Origin of the sequence: Brucella pseudintermedia, from assembly GCF_008932435.1 — a bacterium.
In the GTDB taxonomy this organism is placed as follows: Bacteria; Pseudomonadota; Alphaproteobacteria; order Rhizobiales; family Rhizobiaceae; genus Brucella; species Brucella pseudintermedia.
On sequence record NZ_WBWE01000004.1, the window covers coordinates 18,485 to 37,710 of the forward strand.

Genomic DNA, 19,226 nt, shown 5'->3' on the forward strand with positions numbered 1-19,226 from the left:
TGTAAGATGAATGAGCGCTGGGCTCAAAGAATAGTATAGCCGCCATCAATCAAAAGATCGGCGCCTGTGATCATGTCGGCTCCAGCAGATGCGAGGAAGACGGCAGCGGCGGCGATCTCTTCCGGATAGGCAAAACGGCCTGCCGGGATGCGCTTCTTTGCGGCTTCACCCTTTTCACCTGCCCAGGCCTTCTTGCCGAGTTCCGTGAGCACGATGGTCGGAGAAAGCGTGTTGACGCAAATGCCATGCTTGCCCCATTCGGCTGCGAATGTCTTCGACATGCCGATGACGCCGAACTTCGACGCGCAGTAGGCGACGTGTTCTTCAATAGCGACAGTACCAGCCTGAGAGGCGAGATTGATGATCTTGCCACCTCTGCCCGCCGCGATCATGGCGCGGCCCACGGCCTGGGTGACAAGAAAGCTCCCCTTGAGATTGATGGCGATTGTCTTGTCCCAGTCATTCACCGAAATCTCATCCGCAGGTGCCAGATAGACGACGCCGGCACTATTGACCGCAATATCAATTGCACCGAACTGATCTTTAACTGCCGCGATTGCGTCATTGACCGACTGCTGGCTCGAAACATCGCAAACGAACGGCTTTGCGTTTTCGCCGAGTTCCCCGGCCTTGGCTTTGGCGATGTCGGCGCTGATGTCGAGCACTGCGACTTTGGCGCCTTTGGCGATGAAAGCCCTGGATATTGCGGCACCGATGCCGGAGGCACCTCCAGTCACGATGGCGACTTTTCCGGAGAGCGGGAAATTCAGGTCAATTTGGGGAGCTTGTTCGGACATTTTTTGCCTCGGGAGTCGGGATTGTGAGCCTGACGGCCCGGCACATCCATTATGATTTTCATCAAGGGTGTCGGGCCGCCAAGACAGCTTTACTTGCGGCTTTCCAGGAGCTTGTCGACGTTCTGAGCCGTCACCGGCGTCCATGGAACATTATAGTTTTTGTCCTTGCCGTCATTGAACGGCATGTCGGGATATTGAGCCCAGATATCGGACTGAGGCTTGTAGTCGCCCTTCTTGGCGTGGAAGATCGCAAGGTCGAGAGCGCCTTGCGCCTGCGCATTGGCATCCTGCAGAATGGAGGTCATGGTGCCTTCCTTGACCGCATGGAGCGCATCGGTAATGCCGTCGATGCCGGCAATTGCAAAATCACCGACCTTGAGGTTAGCGGCCTTTATCGCTTCGATTGCACCAAGCGCCATCTCGTCGTTCTGACCGATAACGCCATTGATCTGGCCGGGATGCGCCGTCAGCCAGTTTTCCATCAGGGTCTGGGCTTCCGCGCGTGACCAGTTCGCCGTCTGGTCTTCAAGAACCTTCACATCCGGGCATTCGGCCAGAGCTTTCTTGTTGCCTTCCAGACGGGAGATCTGCGCGGACTGGCCGATTGGACCTTCAAGAATGACGACATTGCCCTTGCAGCCGATCTTGTCCAGCACGTCCTTGGCTTCCATATAGCCCGAAACCGTATCGTCGGAGCCGACATAGGCGGCGAGCAGATCGGAATTGACGCGGGTGTTCGAGCCCACCACCGGGATGCCAGCGTCGCTGGCAGCCTGAACCGCAGTGGCGCCCGCCTCGATGTCGATAGGAACAAAGATGATCGCATCGAATTTCTGCGTAATCATCGTGTTGAACTGTTCCTGCTGAACCAGTGCATCATAACGGCCGTCGAACACGGTCAGTTCAACTTCGCCGTTCTTGACCGCTGGATGCTTCTTCAGAGCTTCGGACCAGACTTGCATGAACTCGGCATTCAACCCGTAAGGGGCAGCGCCGATCTTCAGCTTCTTGTCCTGGGCGAGCGATGGCGTAGCGATCAGTGCGGATGCCGCAGCGAGCGCGATCAATAGTTTTTTCATTGCAATCTCCTCCGTGTTGATCTGGCACACCGATCAGTATGCCGTTCCTGAAAACGAGAGCATTTCCAGCAAAAGTGCGAAGCGGTTTTGCGTTGGATAATGCGATAAAAACAAATGGTTCCGGCGGCTCCGTTTTAACCGGAACCGATCTAGGCGCCTTGGTTACGTTTCTGGTCGAGCATGACCGCGCCCACGATGAGCGCGCCCTTGAGGACCTGCTGGTAGTAGGATTGGATGCCCATCAGATCGAGACCGTTGTTCATGACGCCAATGATGAGCGCGCCGATGAGTGTTCCGGTGATACGGCCCACGCCGCCCGACAGGCTGGTGCCGCCAATGACAACGGCTGCGATGGCGTCGAGTTCATAGCTGATACCCGCTTGCGGGAGGGCGGAACCGGTGCGGGCAGACAGGATCATGCCTGCGAGGCCTGCCAGTCCGCCGGAGATGACGTACACCGAAAAGCGTACCCGTGAGATATTGATGCCCGACGTATTAGCAGCATGGGGATTGCCGCCAACGGCGTAGATATAGCGTCCGAACCGTGAGCGATTCAGAATCCACCATGAGACCAGAAACACGATTGCGAGCAGAATGACCGGCACGGGAATGCCCAGTATGTTGCCGGTTCCGATCCAGCGGAAATCAGGAACAAGAGCAGGCACCGGCTTGCCGCCGCCATAGATGAGCGTCAGTCCGCGCGCGGCGGAAAGCATACCCAGCGTCGCCACGAAGGCCGGAACCGCAAAGCGCGAGACAATCGTGCCGACCAGAGCGCCGCAACCGATACCTACCAGCAAGCCGATGGGAATGGCTATGAATGGCGAATATGGCGCGCCTGCGATGCCCGCCGTCGCCGACGTAGTGGCAAAGCTGGCGCTGACGATGCCGGCCAATGCGACCACCGAGCCAACGGAAAGGTCGATGCCCCGCGTCAGAATGACGAAGGTCATGCCGATAGCGAGAATGCCGTTGATGGAGGTCTGCAATAGAACGTTCGAAATATTGCCTGCTGTGAGGAAATATTCGTTGGAGAATGAGAGGATCGTGGCCAAAAGCAGAAAGGCGATGAATATACCGTATTCCTGGATGACCAGTCTGCGGCGCTCGGAACCAAACCAGCTTGTCGATGAATTGTTTTCTGTGGTGGACACTGTTCTACCTCTCCAGAACCGGCCGCATCTGTTGTCGCAGGCGACTGCTCTTTCTCGTTGGTCTCGGACGAAACGCGTTGCTTTCCCGGTCTGCATTCATGTCGAAAGATGCACCAGCGACTGCGCATCCGTTTCCGCCCTGCGATAAATGCCGACCGATTGCCCGCCGCGCATGACCATGATGCGGTCGGACATGCCGAGAACTTCATCGATCTCGGAAGAGACCATGACGACGGTCCCGCCTTCGGCGGCAAATTCGCAGATGATGCGGTAAATTTCCTGTTTTGCGCCGACATCGACACCACGCGTTGGTTCATCGAGCAGCAGAACGCGCGGCTTCCGCAGAAACCACTTTCCGAGCACGACCTTCTGCTGGTTGCCGCCTGAAAGGCCGGAAACGGCCATCGTGTCATGCGCGACCTTGATCCTGAAGCGCTCGATCATTTCCTTGCTGGCCGTCGTTTCCTCGCGTCGGTTCATCGCAAAGTGCGGGCTCATCTCGGGAAGGCTGGCAAGGCAGATATTGTTGCGAACGCTGTCGCCAAGATTGAGGCCGGTGAGTTTGCGATCTTCCGTCACGAAGGCCAGACCGAGTGCCATGGCGTCAGAGGGGCGGCGAATGGTAATCGGCTCGCCTTCAAGCCGGATTGTGCCTTCGGAGGCCTTATCCAGTCCGAAAAGGCAGTTGAATATTTCCGAACGGCCTGATCCCATCAATCCGTAGATGCCGAAAATCTCGCCCTTGTGCGCGGTAAAGGAAATGTCGGTTATCTTGCCGGGCGCGCTGAGGCTCGCGACTTCGATGCCCGGTATTTCTGTCGGCGCATTCGTTTTGATGTATTCCTCGCCCAGTTCCCGTCCCACAATCATGCGGATCAATTCCGCGCGCGTGATGCCATTGAGGTTGCCACTGTCGATATAGCTGCCGTCGCGAAACACGGTATAGGTATCGGCGATCTGAAAAATTTCCGACAGGCGATGCGAGACATAGACGATGCCTTTGCCGCTCGCCTTCAACCGCTCTATCGCTGCAAAAAGCTGCTGCGCTTCTTTTTCGCCAATGGCCGAGGTTGGCTCGTCCATGAAAATGACTTCGGCGTCGTGACTGAGCGCCTTGGCGATTTCCACGAGCTGAATCTGGGCAACAGACAGATTCATCATGAACTGATTAGCGCGAATTTTGAACTCAAGCTGATCCAGGAGCTTTTGGGCGTTCCGGTTCATTGTTTTGAAGTCGATGCCGCCGAACCGGCGGAGTGGTTCTCTACCGAGATAAATGTTTTCAGCCACCGTCATGTGGGGGACGGGACTCAGTTCCTGCTCGATGATGGCGATGCCCGCCTGTAGCGCTTCAGCGGGGCTCGAATATGTAACGTCCTTCCCGCGTCGCCGGATGTGCCCCTCGTCGCGGGCGTGTATGCCCATCAGGATTTTCAGGAAGGTGGATTTGCCCGCGCCGTTGCCGCCGCAAAGTGCATGCACCGAGCCGGCGCGCAATTGCAGCCGTCCGTTCCGCAAGGCGGCAACGCCGCCAAAGGACTTCTTGAGTCCCTCCACATCCAGCAGAAATTCCAATGCATTTCCTCCGCTGGCGACAATCAGTGTTGTCGCCGGTTTCGACGGTCGAGCCGTCGTTTTGACAATATTCGGTAAATGATCGACAAATGTCAACATATGATGTATGAGGAAGTAGGGAAGGCGTGAGCCGCCTGTCAGTCGTCGAACATTTCGGCCGCTGAGGGATTTATATTGACAAGAGACAGAAGTGTCTGACAAATGTCAAAATTGGAGATGAGCTTCAAACCATAGAACTGTCTGGAGGAGGCAGGGTTTGAAGAGCAAAGAGGTGCTTCGATAGCGGGAGGATTGACGTGTCATCGAATAGCCTGGATCGACAGACGCTATTTCTGGCGTTGATCAATGTCGCCGTGCTGGCGGCAGGCGGCATTCTGGCTGGTTCAAATTTCATGGACAGCTATAATCTGCAATCGATGGCTTCACAGGTCCCGGAGCTGGGGCTTCTTGCCTTCGGTGTCATGCTGGCAATGATTTCCGGCAACGGCGGCATTGATCTCTCAGGCATAGCACTGGCAAATCTCTCCGGCATTGTCGCGTTCCTGCTGACGCGCCATTATATTCCTGCTGCCGACGCGCCTTTGCTGTTCTCGTGGGTGTTTGCCGGTCTGGCGCTCGTCGTGGGTTTGATCGGCGGCATGATCAACGGGATCGTGATCGCCTATGCCCGTCTGACGCCGCTGATCGCGACGCTTGGGACCCAGCTTCTGTTTACCGGCATTGCCGTCTTCCTGACCAACGGTTCCGCCGTGAGCATGGGTTTCATCGAGCCGCTCGATAATTTCGGCAATATGCCCGTTCTTGGCATACCGATGTGTTTTGCATTGTTTCTCGCGATTGCGCTGGCGCTGTCTTTTCTGCTGAAATATACGCCTTTCGGCGTGAAGCTGATGCTTCTCGGCAGCAATGCCAAGGCTGCTCGCTACGGCGGCATCAACGAAAAGCGCATGCTTCTGATCACCTATACCTTGTGCGGCCTGCTTGCTTCGGTCGCGGGGATCATCATTGCGGCGCGCAACTCCTCGGTGAAATGGGATTACGGTGGGTCCTACGTGCTGATCGCGATCCTGATTGCCGTTCTGGGCGGTGTCAAACCGGAGGGTGGATACGGCAAGATTGTCTGCGTGCTCTTGGCCGCGACCGCTCTGCAAATCCTCTCGAGCCTGTTCAATTTCATGAATATTTCGAATTTCTTCCGCGATCTGGCCTGGGGTGTTCTGCTGCTTGCGCTTCTCGCATCGGCGCGCATGCACTTCGGCTACTGGCTGCGGCCAAGACGACAATAGAGACAAAGCCGGCGGCTTGGGATGAAGCCGCTGGCGGACGATCGAAAAAACAATCTGCTTATATTAATGGAGGAGTCATATGAGCATGTTTTCCAAACTGATAGCTGGCACGATGCTTGCGGGTACGGTCATGGCGGGGGCCGCCGTTGCCCAGGACAAGCCAACCATCGTAACGGTGGTCAAGGTTACCGGTGAAAACTGGTTTACCCGCATGAATGAAGGCGTTGATGCCTATGGCAAGGACAATGCCAACGTAAGCACCAGCCAGGTCGGCCCGGCAAAGGCTGATGCCGCCCAGCAAACCCGCATTATCGAAGATCTCGTCGCCAAGAATGTCTCGGCGATTGCGGTTGTGCCGATGGACCCGTCTGCGCTTGAAGGCGTCCTGCGTCGCGCTTCCCAGCGTGGCATCAAGGTCATCACCCATGAGGGCGACAGCCTGGTGAATACCGACGTCGATATCGAAGCCTTCGACAACAAGGCATTCGGTGCCCGCATCAATGAAAAACTCGCCGAATGCATGGGCAAGTCCGGCAAGTGGACATCCTTCGTTGGATCGCTCGGCAGCCTTACGCATAACCAGTGGGTCGATGCCGGAGCGGAAAACGCCAAGCAATATCCGGACATGGAGCTGGTGGCGGAGAAGAACGAGTCGTTCAACGACGCCAACCGCGCTTATGAAAAGGCTAAGGAAATTCTCCGCAAATATCCGGACATCAAGGGTTTCCAGGGATCGTCCGCGATTGACGTGATCGGCATCGGCCGCGCTGTCGAGGAAGCCGGGTTGCAGGAAAAGACCTGCGTGTATGGTCTCGGCCTGCCGAAGGATACCGGTCCGTATCTCGAAAGCGGTGCCGTCGACCAGATTTTCTTCTGGGATCCGAAGGATGCCGGCTACGTCATGAACAAGGTTTCCGATCTCGTCCTGAAGGGCGAGGAAATCAAGGACGGCATGGATCTGGGCGTACCGGGTTACGAGAAGATGACCGTCATCAAGGGTCCGGGCAAGGGCATCATCATCCAGGGTCAGGCCTGGGTTGATGCGGACAAGTCCAACTATAAGAATTTCCCGTTCTGATCGCGACATAATGCGCCGAAGCCAGCTTCCGGGGCCGTCACACCACAGCGGCCCCGGAGGAGCTATCTGGAAGTTTCAGGAATTCGCCATGCTTGCCATTGATACCACGACCCATTCTGCGCCACCGTTTCTTGAGGTCAGAAACGTCAGGAAATCCTTTGGCGGCGTGAAAGCACTCAAAGACGTCAGCCTGACGATCGAGGCCGGACAAATCTACCATCTGATGGGAGAAAACGGTTGCGGCAAGAGCACGCTGATAAAAATCCTCTCAGGCGCACAACCAGCCGATGAGGGGCAGATATTGATTGACGGCGAGGTGACCGGCGCGCGAGCTGGCGACCTCGGTGCTATTGGAGCACTGCGTGCAGGGATAGAAACTGTTTATCAGGACCTGTCACTGCTTCCAAATCTCTCCGTGGCTGAAAATGTGGCATTTACCGAACAGCTCGTTGAAGCTTCCGGGCGCCTTGCCCGTCGGCTGAATATTTCCCTTCTGAACGAAACCGCGAGGCGTGCACTTGCCGAAGTGCATCTGCCGACTGACAACGGGTTTCTTGCACGTCGGACCGATACGCTGCCGCTGGCCACCCGTCAGCTGATCGCCATTGCGCGCGCAGTCGCTTCCGAAGCGCGCCTCGTCATCATGGACGAGCCGACGACATCGCTTACCCGGCAGGAAGTTGAAAATCTGCTGCATGTGGTTGAGCGCCTGCGCAGCAAAGGCGTCGCAGTCCTTTTCGTCACGCACAAGCTTGATGAATGCAAATCGCTTGGCGGACGCGCCATCATCATGCGCGACGGGCTAAAGGTCGCCGAGCTTGATGTCGCCTTGCACAGCAAGGCAGAGTTCAGCCGTTGGATGACTGGCCGCGAAATCAGTGAAACACGCTATCGCACCGATCCCAAACTGGGCGAGGTCATGCTTGAGGTTGAAAAGCTTGGCGATGGCAAAGCATTCCGGGATGTTTCACTTACGCTCAGAAAGGGTGAAATTCTGGGCGTTACGGGACTGCTGGATTCCGGTCGCAACGAGCTCGCGCTTGCGCTTGCCGCCGTCAACCCTGCAACGAGCGGCACGGTGCGCATGAACGGGCAGGCGATCGCACCGCAGTCGACAGCGCAAGCTATCGAGCAGGGGATCGGTTACGTGCCGGAAGACCGGCTGACTGAAGGTCTTTTTCTCGAGAAACCGATTCAGGACAATATCACCCTGCCGATCCTCGACCGGTTGCGCAATGCGCTCGGTGTCGTCAGCGCCAGGCGTGCGCGACGAGTTGCTGAGCAGAGCGTCGCCGATCTCCAGATTGTTGCGCCGGACGTGACCATCCCGGTGCAGTCCCTTTCGGGGGGCAATCAGCAGCGCGTTCTGATCGGCCGGTGGTTGACGATCAACCCGCAGCTTCTGATCCTGCATGGGCCGACCGTTGGGGTCGATGTCGGCTCGAAGGACACGATCTTCCGTATCATCCAGCGTCTGGCTGATGATGGCATGGGCGTTATCATCATCAGTGATGATTTGCCGGAGCTTTTGCAGAATTGTGACCGCATTCTCGTCATGCGTCAGGGGCGCATCGTCGCAGCTCATGCTGCCGATGGGTTGACCGAAGATGCCATCTACCAATCCATGGCCAGCATGTCGAAAGAGGTGACGCAATGACCGAGATCGTATCTGCCAGCGTTGCGGATAAAGGCCAACGCAGCGTCGGGTCGCGCCTTTGGGACCTGTTGGGCCGTCGACCCGAAATCTTTACGCTACTGCTGATTATTGCGACCTGTCTGGCGGTTATCGGCGCCAATCCCGATTTCCTTCAGATGAGCAATATCGTGGATATTCTGCGCGCTTCTGTCGTGCGAGGCTTGTTCGCGATGGGCGTTCTGGTCGTGCTCGCTTCGGGCGGCATTGATGTTTCATTCACGGCGATTGCAGCCTTCGTGATGTATGCTCTTACCATGCTGGTCACGAACTGGTTCCCCGAAATGCCGATGACGATCATTTTGATCCTCGCTGCAACAGGCGGCGCCGCCTTTGGGGCTCTGAACGGCCTGCTCGTCCAGAAGCTACAAGCGCCATCGCTGATCGTCACTATCGGCACGCAATATGTGATCCGCAGCTTTCTGCTGACATTCGTCGGAACCGCATTGTTCATGAATATTCCGGTGGCGATGGATGCTTTCGGCAAGGCATCGCTTTTTACGCATCATGCATCGAACGGTGTCGTCTCGGTTCTGCCTGCAACCGTTCTGGTTCTCGTTGTTGCCGCTTTGGTGACATGGTTCATCCTTGAACGGACGCTGATGGGGCGGGCGATCTTCGCCGTCGGTGGCAATCCAGGTATTGCCGAGCGCCTTGGCATCAACCTCTTTCGCGTCCGTATTTTCGTCTTCGCCTATGCGGGGCTTCTGGCCGGTATCGCGGGTGTCGTTCACGTCTCGAGCAACCGTCTCGCCAATCCCTTCGACCTTGCCGGTATGGAGCTTGAAATCATCGCTGCCGTCGTTCTGGGCGGTGCCCGGATTACAGGCGGTTCGGGCTCCGTGATCGGGACGCTGTTGGGCGTGCTTCTAATCACGATCGTCAGCAATGTGCTGATTTTCGTGGGAATTCCAAGCACGTTGCAGCTTGCCATTGTGGGTATTTTCATCCTGTTGGCCGGCACGATCTTCGCCTTGCGCAATCGCAGCTGAAATCAAACTGGCCGCCCTGATGCCAATGCGCGAGGTGCGGCCTCACATATTTGGGGAGGTTTCCATGTCACACGACGTGTCGGTCGTAGGGCTTTATATTCTTGATGTGCTGGGGCGGCCAGTCGATGCAATTCCGCCGGGCGGAAATGTTGAATTCATCGATGAAATCCGGTTGACCGTTGCAGGCACCGCTGGCGGCACGGTGGTCGATCTGGCCAAGCTCGGCCTGAATTGCCTGGCCGTGGGTGCGGTTGGGGATGATGAGAAGGCCGATTTCGTGATTGCGACGCTACAGAAGTTCGGTGTCGATACGGCGCAGATGCAGCGCCTCAACGGCGTGCCAACATCGTCGACGATCCTGAATATCCGCCGCAACGGTGATCGCCCGGCCTTGCATGCGCGTGGGGCTTCGGATCATTTCGAGATCGCCGACAGTGCTCTCGACGCGGTGCTGGCGCCGCCGATCATCCATCTTGGTGGAACGGGCCTTCTGGCCAAGCTCGATGGCGAGCCAAGCCGGAAGCTCCTTGCCGAAGCGAAGGCGCGCGGAAGAACGACAACCTTCGACCTCCTTGGCGCAAATGATGGGACGCTGGATCTGATCGCTCCGCTTTTCCCGCATATCGACTACTTCATGCCTTCCATCGAGGAAGCGAAACAGATTTCGGGTGCGGCGGATGTCGAAGGCGCCGGAACATTCTTTCTTGAGCGCGGCGTGAAGCATTGCGTGTTCACGCTGGGCGGCGATGGCGTCTGTTTCATGGATGCATCGGGCGAGATCGTGCGCCAGCCTGCCTTCCAGATCGAGGTCGTGGACACGACCGGCTGCGGAGATGCTTTCGATGCTGGTTTCATCACGGCTTTGCATCGCAAGATGGATTTGAAAACGGCCCTGAATTTCGCTCAGGCGTCTGCCGCGCTGGTCGCAACCGGCCTTGGCTCGGATGCTGGCATTCGCTCCTTTGACGAAACGCTTGCATTCATGAACACTGTGCCTGTCCGGCAATAGACCATTTGAAGGCGGGTGGGTTAGAAGATCTGCCTCGCCTTCTATTCAGCAAGCAGCCTCTCGGCCGCATCCATGTCGGTCACCAGATGCGTGGCATAACCACCCGCCAGAACAGCGCGGATCGCTTCCACCTTCTGCGCGCCGCCCGCAACGCAAAGCCTCTTTGGCACACCGCGCAGTTCATCAAGCTCGATGCCGATCACGCGGCGGTCAAGCTCGCGGACAATCTGTTTGCCGTCGCTATCGAGAAAGTGGCAAATCAGAACTGCCGCTGCCCCTTCGCGAGCATAAGCATCGATTTCCTCTTTGCTGGTGACGTCGGCGATGCGCATTGTGCTTTCGGCAGCAAGGCCGCCGACTCCGAACACGATCATGCTGGCGTGGGCGATCAGTTCAAACTGCCGCTGGAGCACGGGCTCTCCCATCAGGGCGTCACGCAGTTCAGCCGTGCTGAGCACCGCGGGAGCCAGCATGTTGACGCTTGTGGCCCCCATGTTGCGTGCCATGATCGACGTGCAAAGCTCGGCTGAAAATTCCCTTTTGCCGATGGAGGAGCCGGTAACTTGCACGACGGTCAACCCTTCCATGGGCTGGGGCAATGAAATTGCGTCGGCGATGGCGAGTACTGTGCGCCCCCACGAAACACAGATGGTGTCGCCGGGCTTCACCATGCGTTCCATCAATCGCGCGCCACCAGCTCCGAGCGCTTTCAGGCGGGCTTCGGTCGTAAACGATTTTTCCGATGGAATGACGAGCGCTTCCGATAGTCCAAACCGCGCCGCCAATTTGCGGGCGATATGTGTGCGCGTGGCGATCTCGGAATCCATCAGGATGCGCACCACGCCCCTTTGTCGCGCTTCCTGCAGATAGTTGACGATGGTTGCGCGGGAAACCCCGATCATCTGCGCAATTTCGTTCTGGGTCAGCTGGTTCTCGTAATAGAGCCATGCCGCCCAGACGACGGCGTCATCGAACTCGGCCGGGATGGCATGCGCAGACAGTGTCCGATCGCCCGATGTCATACTCGTTTCCTGTTGTCTCTGTTGTGCCTGAGTTGCACAGAAATGCCTTTCGATCAACTCGACAATCAATCGAGTTGACTAATGTCAGTTAATGGTGTCAATTGTATAGGAGCGGAAGAGGAATCTCCACAAGTCTTCGTTGCGCCATGGAAAATGCCCGGTTTTCCATGAAGGCGCCTTTGTGTCTGCACATTGACGAGCAGAACAGAAGCTAAGGAACGGCAGATGAAATCAAATTGGTCACAGGCGGATTTCGACAGGATCGTCGGCGCATACGAAAAGGCAGGCGTGAACCGCGATGTAGCGATCCGCACCTACACAACGCGTCTTCTGGGTTCCGAGCCGAAGCTGGTCTTGCACGGCGGGGGCAATACGTCGGTCAAAACCAGGCTGATCGATCACGATGGCAGCGAAGTTTCGGTGCTCTGTGTCAAGGGCAGCGGCTGGGATATGGGCAAGATAGAGCCAGCCGGTCTTCCCGCCCTGCATCTGGAACCGTTGAAGGCCATGGTAAACTACGAGACCTTGTCGGATGACGATATGGTCATGTTGCAGCGCCGCCTGCTGCTCGATCCGGCTTCACCGAACCCGTCTGTGGAAGCCATTCTTCACGCCATCCTGCCGTTCAAGCACGTGGACCACACACACGCAAACGCAATCGTCGCGCTCACCAATCAGCCAGGCGGCGAAGAGATCATCCGGGACGTTTTTCCGGAGATGATTATCGTGCCCTATGTCATGCCCGGCTTCGATCTTTCGAAGGCGTGCCTGAAGGCATTCTCCGCAAGGCCGGATGCCCCCGGAATGATCCTGCTGAAGCATGGCATCTTCACCTGGTCGGAGGACCCGCGTGAAGCCTATGAGAACATGATCGCCGCGATTGATCGTGCCGAAAAGCGTATTGCCCAAGGCAAGCCTCGCCCTTTCGGGACGGCGAGCGTTGTGCAACCGATTAAAGCCATGGCTTCGGTCGCGGATATCGCGCCGATATTGCGTGGCGCAATTGCGCTTCCCGGAAAGGAAGAGGGGAGGCCGCGCCGCTTCATTCTGGAGCACCGCGTCAATGACGATATTCTTGATTTTTGCGGGACCCCGAATGTCGCGGATCTGGTGCGGCGTGGAAATGCGACACCGGAACATGTCATTCATATCAAGCGTTTTGGCGTTGCGTTGCCAACGCCGGAAGCGGATGATCTTGAGGCATGGACAGCCAGCGTCAAGGCGGCTGTCGCCGCTTATGCGGCAGACTACACGGCCTATTTCGAACGTAACAATGCCCGGGTCGGAGGCGGCAAGAAGATGCTCGATCCGATGCCGCGCGTTTTCTATGTCGATGGCGTCGGGCTGTTTGCTGCCGGCAACACTCAGAAATCCGCTCGCATCTGCGCGGACGTCGCCGAAGCGACGATTGAGGTCATTCGCGGCGCTGAAGGTATCGACCGGTTCGAAGCACTTTCCGAAGAAGACCTTTTCGACATCGAATATTGGTCGCTGGAGCAGGCAAAGCTTACCAAGCTGACGGAAAAGCCGCTGACGCGACAGGTGGCGGTGGTGACAGGTGGCGCAGGTGGCCTTGGTCTCGCCATTGCGGAGCAACTGAAAAGCCAGGGCGCGGAACTCGCATTGATCGATATTGATGCGGAGCGGGTTGCTGCGGAAGCGAAGCGACTGGGGGGCTTTGCGGTTTCATGCGATTTGACCGATCCTGCCGCGGCGAACAATGCGCTCGCGCAGATTGCTGAGGAATTCGGTGGTGTCGATATACTGGTTTCCAATGCAGGTGCAGCTTTCCAGGGCGCGTTGACCTCAGTCAATGATGATCTGTTCAAGGCGGCATTCGATCTCAATTTCTGGAGCCATCATTATATTGCGCGAGCTGCAGTCAAAATGATGCAGAAGCAGAAAACCGGCGGCGCGATCGTGTTCAATGTCAGCAAGCAGGCCGTAAATCCCGGCCCGGATTTTGGTCCCTACGGCACTTCCAAAGCAGCATTGATGGCCCTGATGCGTCAATACTCTCTGGAACACGCCGCCGATGGCATCACGGTAAACGCGGTCAATCCCGACCGGATACGCACAGGGCTTATGACTGACGAGATGGTCGAAGAACGAGCGCGTGCGAGAGGCGTGACACCAGAGGTCTATATGCGAGGCAATCTGCTGAAGCGGGAAGTCTCTGGCGATGATGTTGCCGAAGCGGTTCTGCATCTGGTGCAAGCGCGCACGTCCACCGGAGCCGTCATTACCGTAGACGGAGGCAATGTAGCGGCAATGCTGAGATAATGCCTCAACCATACAGTATAAGTTCGTCTAACGGTTGGCTTTAATATATAATTTAATAATGTCTAATATATCTGATATAAATATGGAAGTGATAGTCAATATTTCTGTAATATTAACCAAGATTTCTTCCATATATTGTTTTATAGTATTTCCATTCTACAAACTAAATGTTTTTTCATTTCGCTGAAGGGCGAGCATTAGATTTTGCCATGTGCGCCGCCCTTCGCGATCTCTCTGATTTAAGGCGCCGCTGGTGCGAGGAGAAAGCATGTCTGACAGTCTTTCATTCTGGAAAACTTCCTGTCGAATGTTGGCGCGCGGCGTTGCTGTGACGCTTGTAACGGCAGGCCTTATCCTGACTCAGGCCGCTTATGCATGCACCAGCTTCGTTCTGCCATCGACGGACGGTGGCTTCGTTTATGGTCGCACGATGGAGTTTGGATTCAAGATCGATTCCAAAATGATCATGATTCCGCGCAGCTTCGAGATGACCTCGCAGCTTTCGGCCGCAACAGCCGGCAAGAAGTGGCAAGCCAAATATGCCACAATCGGCATGAACGCTTTTGATCTTCCCGCGCTAGTTGACGGTATGAATGAAAAAGGACTGGCAGGGGGCATACTTTTTTTCCCGGGATTTGCACAATACACCGATCCTTCCACGGTGAAGCCGGAAAACAGCCTTACCCCCTGGGATTTTCTGAGTTGGGCTCTCGGCAATTTTTCGACAGTCGCAGAAGTGAAAGCTGCGCTTGAAACAGTTAGTGTCGTTGGCGTCGTGCAGGCCGATATGGGCTTCACACCAGGTGTGCACTATACCCTGCACGATGCAACAGGCGCCTCCATCGTAATTGAGCCGACCGACGGCAAACTCAAAGTCTTCGACAATCCGCTCAGTGTACTGACCAACGCGCCCTCCTTCGATTGGCATATGACCAATCTGCGCAATTATGTGAATCTGCGTCCGATGAATGTGGAGCCGCTTAAAATCAATGATGCGACCATCCAACCATTAGGTGAAGGATCCGGCATGCTCGGCATACCGGGCGATGCAACGCCGCCTTCGCGCTTTGTGCGTGTCAGCGCCAGCATTCTATCGGCCCGAAAAGTGCCGAGCGGCATCCAAAGCGTGCGTCTGGCCGAACACATTCTCAACGGTTTCGATATTCCTATCGGTCTCGTTCAGAATGCGGCAAATGACCAGCAAGAAGGCATGGACTACACACAGTGGTCGACAATAGCGGACATGAAAAATAACGTTTACTATGTCAAAACCTATGAGGAACAGATTCTGCGCGGCGTCACCTTCAAGGATCTTGACCTTAATGCCAAGGAACTTCTGACCATCAGGATTCCAACGACGGTGGACGCATTGCCGGTTTTGCAGCAGAAATAAGGGCGAGGAGCGGCGAGAGCCGCTCTTTTGCTTCCTGGATACGATCAGGCATCAGTTCTTTGTCTTTGAATCTTGTGCACGGACGCTGGTGGAATATTGCGAAACGACCGGCCAATCTCTTTTGATTTCAGCCCGAGTTCAGCGAGCAGTTCTGTATTGACCGGACAGCGCATCGCATAAGTGAACTGATAGAATGAGCCGAACGGGGCCAGATAATGAAAGCTTCCTCGCAAGACGGCTTCCACCTGCACAATATTCATTGCCAGAAGGCCAAGGCCGCTGATGATGTTCCTGCAGGACCCGCGTGGTGCAATATCCAGATCGGCAAGCTGGGTTGCGTCCGCCTGAATGATCGTTGAACGCGGAAAGCGCTTGCGCAGCATACTTACAAAATCAGGATTGAATTCGATCAATATCAGATCGCGCGGATCGACGCCCCGTTTGAGCAGCGCATAAGTGAACACGCCCGTTCCCGGACCCAGTTCGATAACCGGGCCGGTGCCCGGGTTGATTTCGCGCGTTATCAGCCGGGCGAGGGAGGGCCCGGAGGGTGCAATTGCGGCAGTTAGCAGCGGATTGCGCAGCCAGGCAGCAAAGAAGGGAACGAAATCGGCAATTGGCATTCGGCGGCTCCTCGTGGAAACTGTTCGCCGGTTCGTCGGCAGAACCGCTGAAATTTCGAAGATTCACCTGTCAAAAACCTGTCGTTCCGCTCGGTTGTAATTCAAGAACGGCTGGCCAATGCCAGCCTCATGCCAGCCACGATGGGTACATTGAGCAAATGCGCGCAAGAAAAGGCACGACGAATGCGAATTCTGGTGGTTGAGGATGAACGCGAATTGGCGGCGATGTTGGAACAGGTTCTGACATCGCAAAACATGGTGGCGGACACTGTCGCGACCTGTGGCGAAGCCGAACATATGCTCGCTGAAGATTGCTACGATGCTGTCATTCTTGACCGTCGTCTACCCGACGGAGATGGATTGTCCGTGCTGCGAAGACTGCGCGGTCGCGGCAGTTCGCTTCCTGTGCTCGTTCTGACAGCCCACGATGATTTGCCCGACCGTGTTCACGGCCTCGACAGCGGAGCGGACGATTATCTGGGAAAGCCCTTCGCTTTCGATGAACTCATGGCGCGGTTGCGGGCCATCTTGCGCCGGAATGGAGACGTTCGTCCGGATATTGTCCGGCTTGGCCGCGTATCCTTCGATTTCACTGCCCGTGAGGCTTTTGTCGGAGAGGTCCCACTTTCCATGCCGCGCCGGGAGCTGCTCGTGCTTGAGGCTTTGATGCGACGAAAGGGGCGTATGGTGCAAAGGCCGGTTCTGATGGAGGCGGTTTTCGGGATGAACGACGAGGTGGAGCCAAATGCACTCGACACGCATGTCTCGCGCGTACGCCGCAAGTTAGCGGCCGCTGCTGCAGGCGTCACGCTGCATGGCGTGCGCGGTGTTGGTTATCTTTTGCGCGAGACCATTAATTGAACAAACCACCCTCTTCCCTGAAGTGGCAGCTTATTACTCGCATCGTCATTGCGCAGGCGCTTGTCGTCCTATTGGCGCTGGCGCTGTTCGTCGCGTTTTTATGGTTGTCGGGTTTTGTGCACGAGCGTTACGATCGAGGCGTAATAGACGCTATCAAGGATGCGGTGGCCCGCGATGCGGAAGGCCATCTGATCCTCAACAACACGCCGGAGCTTGCGGCATTGCGTCGGGATGACAAATCCCTCTGGTTTATTATTCACGATGCTTCCGGCAACCAACTCATGGAAGGCACGGTCCCTGATGCCTACCGGACAATGAGCAATGCCTTGTCGAATGTGCTGGAAGCCCGTCTTGGCGACGATAAGGTGGGGGCGCCCCGGCCAGATGCCATCATAAGACGGGAAGACACATCCGCCGGGCGCATCCTGATGATGGCAAGCACGGGAGGCCATCTCACCTTCGGGCGGCTGGCGGAAGCAGTTGGGGAAGGGTTCAAGATCCTCGTTCTTCCTGGCCTTGTTCTGGCCGCGTTGGGCGCTTTGCTGGTTATTCCGCTGATAGTGCGTATGACATTGAGGGGAGCCTCGGACATCGCTGACAAAGCCTCGCAAATTGAACCCGAGCGGCGTGGAATTCGTCTGTCTACCAAGGATGTTCCTGCTGAGCTTTCACCATTGGTGGAGGCCTTCAACGGCGCATTGGAGCGCCTTGATCAAGGATATTCACGCCAGCAGCGGTTCCTGGCGCAGGCGGCGCACGAACTCAGAACCCCGATCGCTATCCTCTCCGCCCGACTGCACGCTCTGCCGGAAAGCGAACTGAAATCTGACCTCACGCGCGATGCGGCGCGCCTCGGGACTTTGGCGGGGCAGCTGCTTGACCTTCAGCGGCTGGAAGGGCAACCAGACAAGTTTCATGCCGTCAATATAGTCTCTGCGGCCCGCCAGGTGGTTTCCGATCTGGCGCCACTTGCTTTCGCTGCTGGATACGATGTGGTTTTCGATAACGATGCCGAAGTTATTAACGTCCTTGGCGATCGACAGGCGATAGAGCGCGCCATTACCAATCTGTTCCAGAACGCGGTTGATCATGGGGATAAGAAAGGGACAATTTCGGTAAGCGTTCTGGAACCAGCCGTGATTGAAGTTGCCGATGAGGGCAAAGGCATTCCTTCGGATATGAGAAAGAGCGTATTCGAGCCCTTTAATCGCCTTGATGATAACGGTCCGGGGGCTGGCCTTGGACTTAATCTTGCCCAGCAGATCATGGCGCTTCACGATGGAAGCGTTGAGGTCGGTGAAACCAGTTCGGGCGGCGCACGCGTCAGACTTGTCTTTCCTCAGACTCCTTCACTTTCGGATCGGTAGACCGTCTTCAGCGATCTGTCATTTATTGCCTTTGCGCGTGATCAGATTCGCACCGATTTTCCAGAACGCGATTTTTGTATTGCTGCGTCGGCTGCCGCATCCGCCATTAATTGCAGGGTCGGCTGGAATTCGAAACCCGAAGGGCGGAAAGGGAACTCCGCCACGATCAACCCAATATGCATCCAGATTCGGCAGTTTTCTTTTTCGCCGTTTCGAGGCGCGGTGATTGATCACATGGCTGGCGTTGCCGACGGCAATCAGATAGGGCGTGGCGCCATGCGCGATCAACCCTTTCAGTACCAGCATGATCGCATCTTTCGGTCGTAAACCGCCGAGATCGCGGGTTGCGGAAATTATCGCACGCTTGGCTTCCGCATGGGCCGGGCCTTGCAAGCCGCCGACAACAAGGCTGTATGAATCGCCCGGACGATGCACGAACACGAAGCTCCCCATGCAAAGAAGTGCGTCATCTGCCGCACTCACCAGCCGTACGGCAAACACGCCTTCGTGCCGGCTGCCGCAATGGTCAGAGAGCAGCAGTTGCAGGCGATACGCATGTTCCCTGCCGCAAATTGTTCCAAGCTCGATCTTTTCGCCACGCCAGAGCGCTTGCAACAGATGCGGGCACAATAACTGGCGCGCCAGTTCGAAATGCTGGATGAGAATGTTGAGGCGGGTCTTCCGTGCCATGCGATGCACGAGGAACGACGAAAGCGATTTGCGGATAAGATCGTCATGAGGGGGAGCGAAAGTGTGCTGCTCCGTGAATTCACCGAGAAATCTGAGCCAGCGCAGAGTAAGCCGTGGCGACAGGCTCCCTCTCAATAGGAAAGCCATGGTTTTGCGAAACTTCAGTCGCGAAACGATACCGATCGTCTGTCGCAATATCGAATGGGAAGCAGCCAGATGTTTCAGCGGAACATTCCGGCTGCTTGCCTCCGCATTGTGATGGGGTTGACCCGTTTCGGGTCGTTTGGGGGCGGACGTGGAACGGGAAAATTGTTCGGCCAGCAT

General features: G+C 56.4%; 16 protein-coding genes. 9 read left to right on the forward strand and 7 right to left on the reverse strand.

The genetic code is table 11. The annotated features are described in order from the left end of the window. Positions 1 to 23: 23 nt before the first annotated feature. The 4 genes from F9K78_RS06365 to F9K78_RS06380 all read right to left on the reverse strand — a co-directional run bounded on the left by F9K78_RS06365 (position 24) and on the right by F9K78_RS06380 (position 4,605). A complete protein-coding gene (locus F9K78_RS06365) occupies positions 24 to 797 on the reverse strand; it encodes an SDR family oxidoreductase (protein ID WP_121986619.1) in 774 nt (257 codons plus the stop codon). Between the two features lie 89 nt (positions 798 to 886). Next, a complete protein-coding gene (locus tag F9K78_RS06370; RefSeq protein WP_122000780.1) occupies positions 887 to 1,876 on the reverse strand; it encodes a substrate-binding domain-containing protein in 990 nt (329 codons plus the stop codon). Between the two features lie 149 nt (positions 1,877 to 2,025). Beyond that, positions 2,026 to 3,030 carry an ABC transporter permease gene (locus F9K78_RS06375; RefSeq protein WP_122000779.1) on the reverse strand — a complete coding sequence of 335 codons (1,005 nt, stop codon included), beginning with the start codon at positions 3,028 to 3,030 and terminating at the stop codon, positions 2,026 to 2,028. 96 nt (positions 3,031 to 3,126) lie between these two features. Continuing rightward, positions 3,127 to 4,605: a sugar ABC transporter ATP-binding protein gene (locus F9K78_RS06380; RefSeq protein WP_122066792.1), complete on the reverse strand. Its 1,479-nt coding sequence runs from the start codon at positions 4,603 to 4,605 to the stop codon at positions 3,127 to 3,129. Between the two features lie 296 nt (positions 4,606 to 4,901). Here F9K78_RS06380 and F9K78_RS06385 point away from each other — a divergent pair, with 296 nt between their 5' ends. The 5 genes from F9K78_RS06385 (at position 4,902) to F9K78_RS06405 (ending at position 10,663) form a co-directional block, all read left to right on the forward strand. Next, on the forward strand, positions 4,902 to 5,891 hold the full coding sequence (locus tag F9K78_RS06385) for an ABC transporter permease (RefSeq protein ID WP_121986620.1): 990 nt from the start codon (positions 4,902 to 4,904) through the stop codon (positions 5,889 to 5,891). A gap of 79 nt (positions 5,892 to 5,970) precedes the next feature. Beyond that, positions 5,971 to 6,969 (forward strand): autoinducer 2 ABC transporter substrate-binding protein, encoded by a 999-nt coding sequence (locus tag F9K78_RS06390; protein ID WP_121986621.1) that lies wholly within the window; start codon positions 5,971 to 5,973, stop codon positions 6,967 to 6,969. An 88-nt stretch (positions 6,970 to 7,057) separates the two neighbouring features. Next, on the forward strand, positions 7,058 to 8,626 hold the full coding sequence (locus tag F9K78_RS06395; protein WP_121986622.1) for a sugar ABC transporter ATP-binding protein: 1,569 nt from the start codon (positions 7,058 to 7,060) through the stop codon (positions 8,624 to 8,626). Next, positions 8,623 to 9,654, forward strand: coding sequence for an ABC transporter permease (locus F9K78_RS06400; RefSeq protein WP_121986623.1), 1,032 nt, complete (start codon positions 8,623 to 8,625; stop codon positions 9,652 to 9,654). Before F9K78_RS06395 ends, F9K78_RS06400 begins: the two co-directional genes overlap by 4 nt. 64 nt (positions 9,655 to 9,718) lie before the next feature. Beyond that, complete coding sequence (locus F9K78_RS06405) at positions 9,719 to 10,663, forward strand: carbohydrate kinase family protein (RefSeq protein ID WP_121986624.1); 945 nt, start codon at positions 9,719 to 9,721, stop codon at positions 10,661 to 10,663. 41 nt (positions 10,664 to 10,704) lie between these two features. On the opposite strand, the gene F9K78_RS06410 is transcribed toward F9K78_RS06405, so the two are convergent. Further along, positions 10,705 to 11,685: a sugar-binding transcriptional regulator gene (locus F9K78_RS06410; protein ID WP_121986625.1), complete on the reverse strand. Its 981-nt coding sequence runs from the start codon at positions 11,683 to 11,685 to the stop codon at positions 10,705 to 10,707. A 225-nt stretch (positions 11,686 to 11,910) separates the two neighbouring features. Here F9K78_RS06410 and F9K78_RS06415 point away from each other — a divergent pair, with 225 nt between their 5' ends. Continuing rightward, complete coding sequence (locus F9K78_RS06415; protein ID WP_121986626.1) at positions 11,911 to 13,968, forward strand: bifunctional aldolase/short-chain dehydrogenase; 2,058 nt, start codon at positions 11,911 to 11,913, stop codon at positions 13,966 to 13,968. Positions 13,969 to 14,236: 268 nt separating this feature from the next. After that, positions 14,237 to 15,361, forward strand: coding sequence for a linear amide C-N hydrolase (locus F9K78_RS06420; RefSeq protein WP_121986627.1), 1,125 nt, complete (start codon positions 14,237 to 14,239; stop codon positions 15,359 to 15,361). 44 nt (positions 15,362 to 15,405) lie between these two features. Here the strand turns inward: F9K78_RS06420 and F9K78_RS06425 are convergent, their stop codons facing one another. Beyond that, positions 15,406 to 15,984, reverse strand: coding sequence for a class I SAM-dependent methyltransferase (locus F9K78_RS06425; protein WP_121986628.1), 579 nt, complete (start codon positions 15,982 to 15,984; stop codon positions 15,406 to 15,408). A 183-nt stretch (positions 15,985 to 16,167) separates the two neighbouring features. On the opposite strand from F9K78_RS06425, the gene F9K78_RS06430 reads away from it, so the two are divergent. Beyond that, positions 16,168 to 16,845 (forward strand): response regulator transcription factor, encoded by a 678-nt coding sequence (locus tag F9K78_RS06430; protein ID WP_121986629.1) that lies wholly within the window; start codon positions 16,168 to 16,170, stop codon positions 16,843 to 16,845. Then, positions 16,842 to 18,212 carry a sensor histidine kinase gene (locus F9K78_RS06435; RefSeq protein WP_151682104.1) on the forward strand — a complete coding sequence of 457 codons (1,371 nt, stop codon included), beginning with the start codon at positions 16,842 to 16,844 and terminating at the stop codon, positions 18,210 to 18,212. The genes F9K78_RS06430 and F9K78_RS06435 overlap by 4 nt, the downstream gene beginning before the upstream one ends. 18 nt (positions 18,213 to 18,230) lie before the next feature. Here the strand turns inward: F9K78_RS06435 and F9K78_RS06440 are convergent, their stop codons facing one another. Next, positions 18,231 to 19,226 carry a DUF535 family protein gene (locus F9K78_RS06440; protein ID WP_174813339.1) on the reverse strand — a complete coding sequence of 332 codons (996 nt, stop codon included), beginning with the start codon at positions 19,224 to 19,226 and terminating at the stop codon, positions 18,231 to 18,233.

Bases quoted from the DNA above. Each gene is read 5' to 3' on its own strand.
- F9K78_RS06395 (WP_121986622.1), top strand. From the start codon at position 7,058: ATGCTTGCCATTGATACCACGACCCATTCTGCGCCACCGTTTCTTGAG.
- F9K78_RS06370 (WP_122000780.1), bottom strand. From the start codon at position 1,876: ATGAAAAAACTATTGATCGCGCTCGCTGCGGCATCCGCACTGATCGCT.
- F9K78_RS06410 (WP_121986625.1), bottom strand. From the start codon at position 11,685: ATGACATCGGGCGATCGGACACTGTCTGCGCATGCCATCCCGGCCGAG.
- F9K78_RS06405 (WP_121986624.1), top strand. From the start codon at position 9,719: ATGTCACACGACGTGTCGGTCGTAGGGCTTTATATTCTTGATGTGCTG.
- F9K78_RS06425 (WP_121986628.1), bottom strand. From the start codon at position 15,984: ATGCCAATTGCCGATTTCGTTCCCTTCTTTGCTGCCTGGCTGCGCAAT.
- F9K78_RS06440 (WP_174813339.1), bottom strand. From the start codon at position 19,226: ATGCTGGCCGAACAATTTTCCCGTTCCACGTCCGCCCCCAAACGACCC.
- F9K78_RS06400 (WP_121986623.1), top strand. From the start codon at position 8,623: ATGACCGAGATCGTATCTGCCAGCGTTGCGGATAAAGGCCAACGCAGC.
- F9K78_RS06420 (WP_121986627.1), top strand. From the start codon at position 14,237: ATGTCTGACAGTCTTTCATTCTGGAAAACTTCCTGTCGAATGTTGGCG.
- F9K78_RS06430 (WP_121986629.1), top strand. From the start codon at position 16,168: ATGCGAATTCTGGTGGTTGAGGATGAACGCGAATTGGCGGCGATGTTG.
- F9K78_RS06390 (WP_121986621.1), top strand. From the start codon at position 5,971: ATGAGCATGTTTTCCAAACTGATAGCTGGCACGATGCTTGCGGGTACG.
- F9K78_RS06415 (WP_121986626.1), top strand. From the start codon at position 11,911: ATGAAATCAAATTGGTCACAGGCGGATTTCGACAGGATCGTCGGCGCA.
- F9K78_RS06365 (WP_121986619.1), bottom strand. From the start codon at position 797: ATGTCCGAACAAGCTCCCCAAATTGACCTGAATTTCCCGCTCTCCGGA.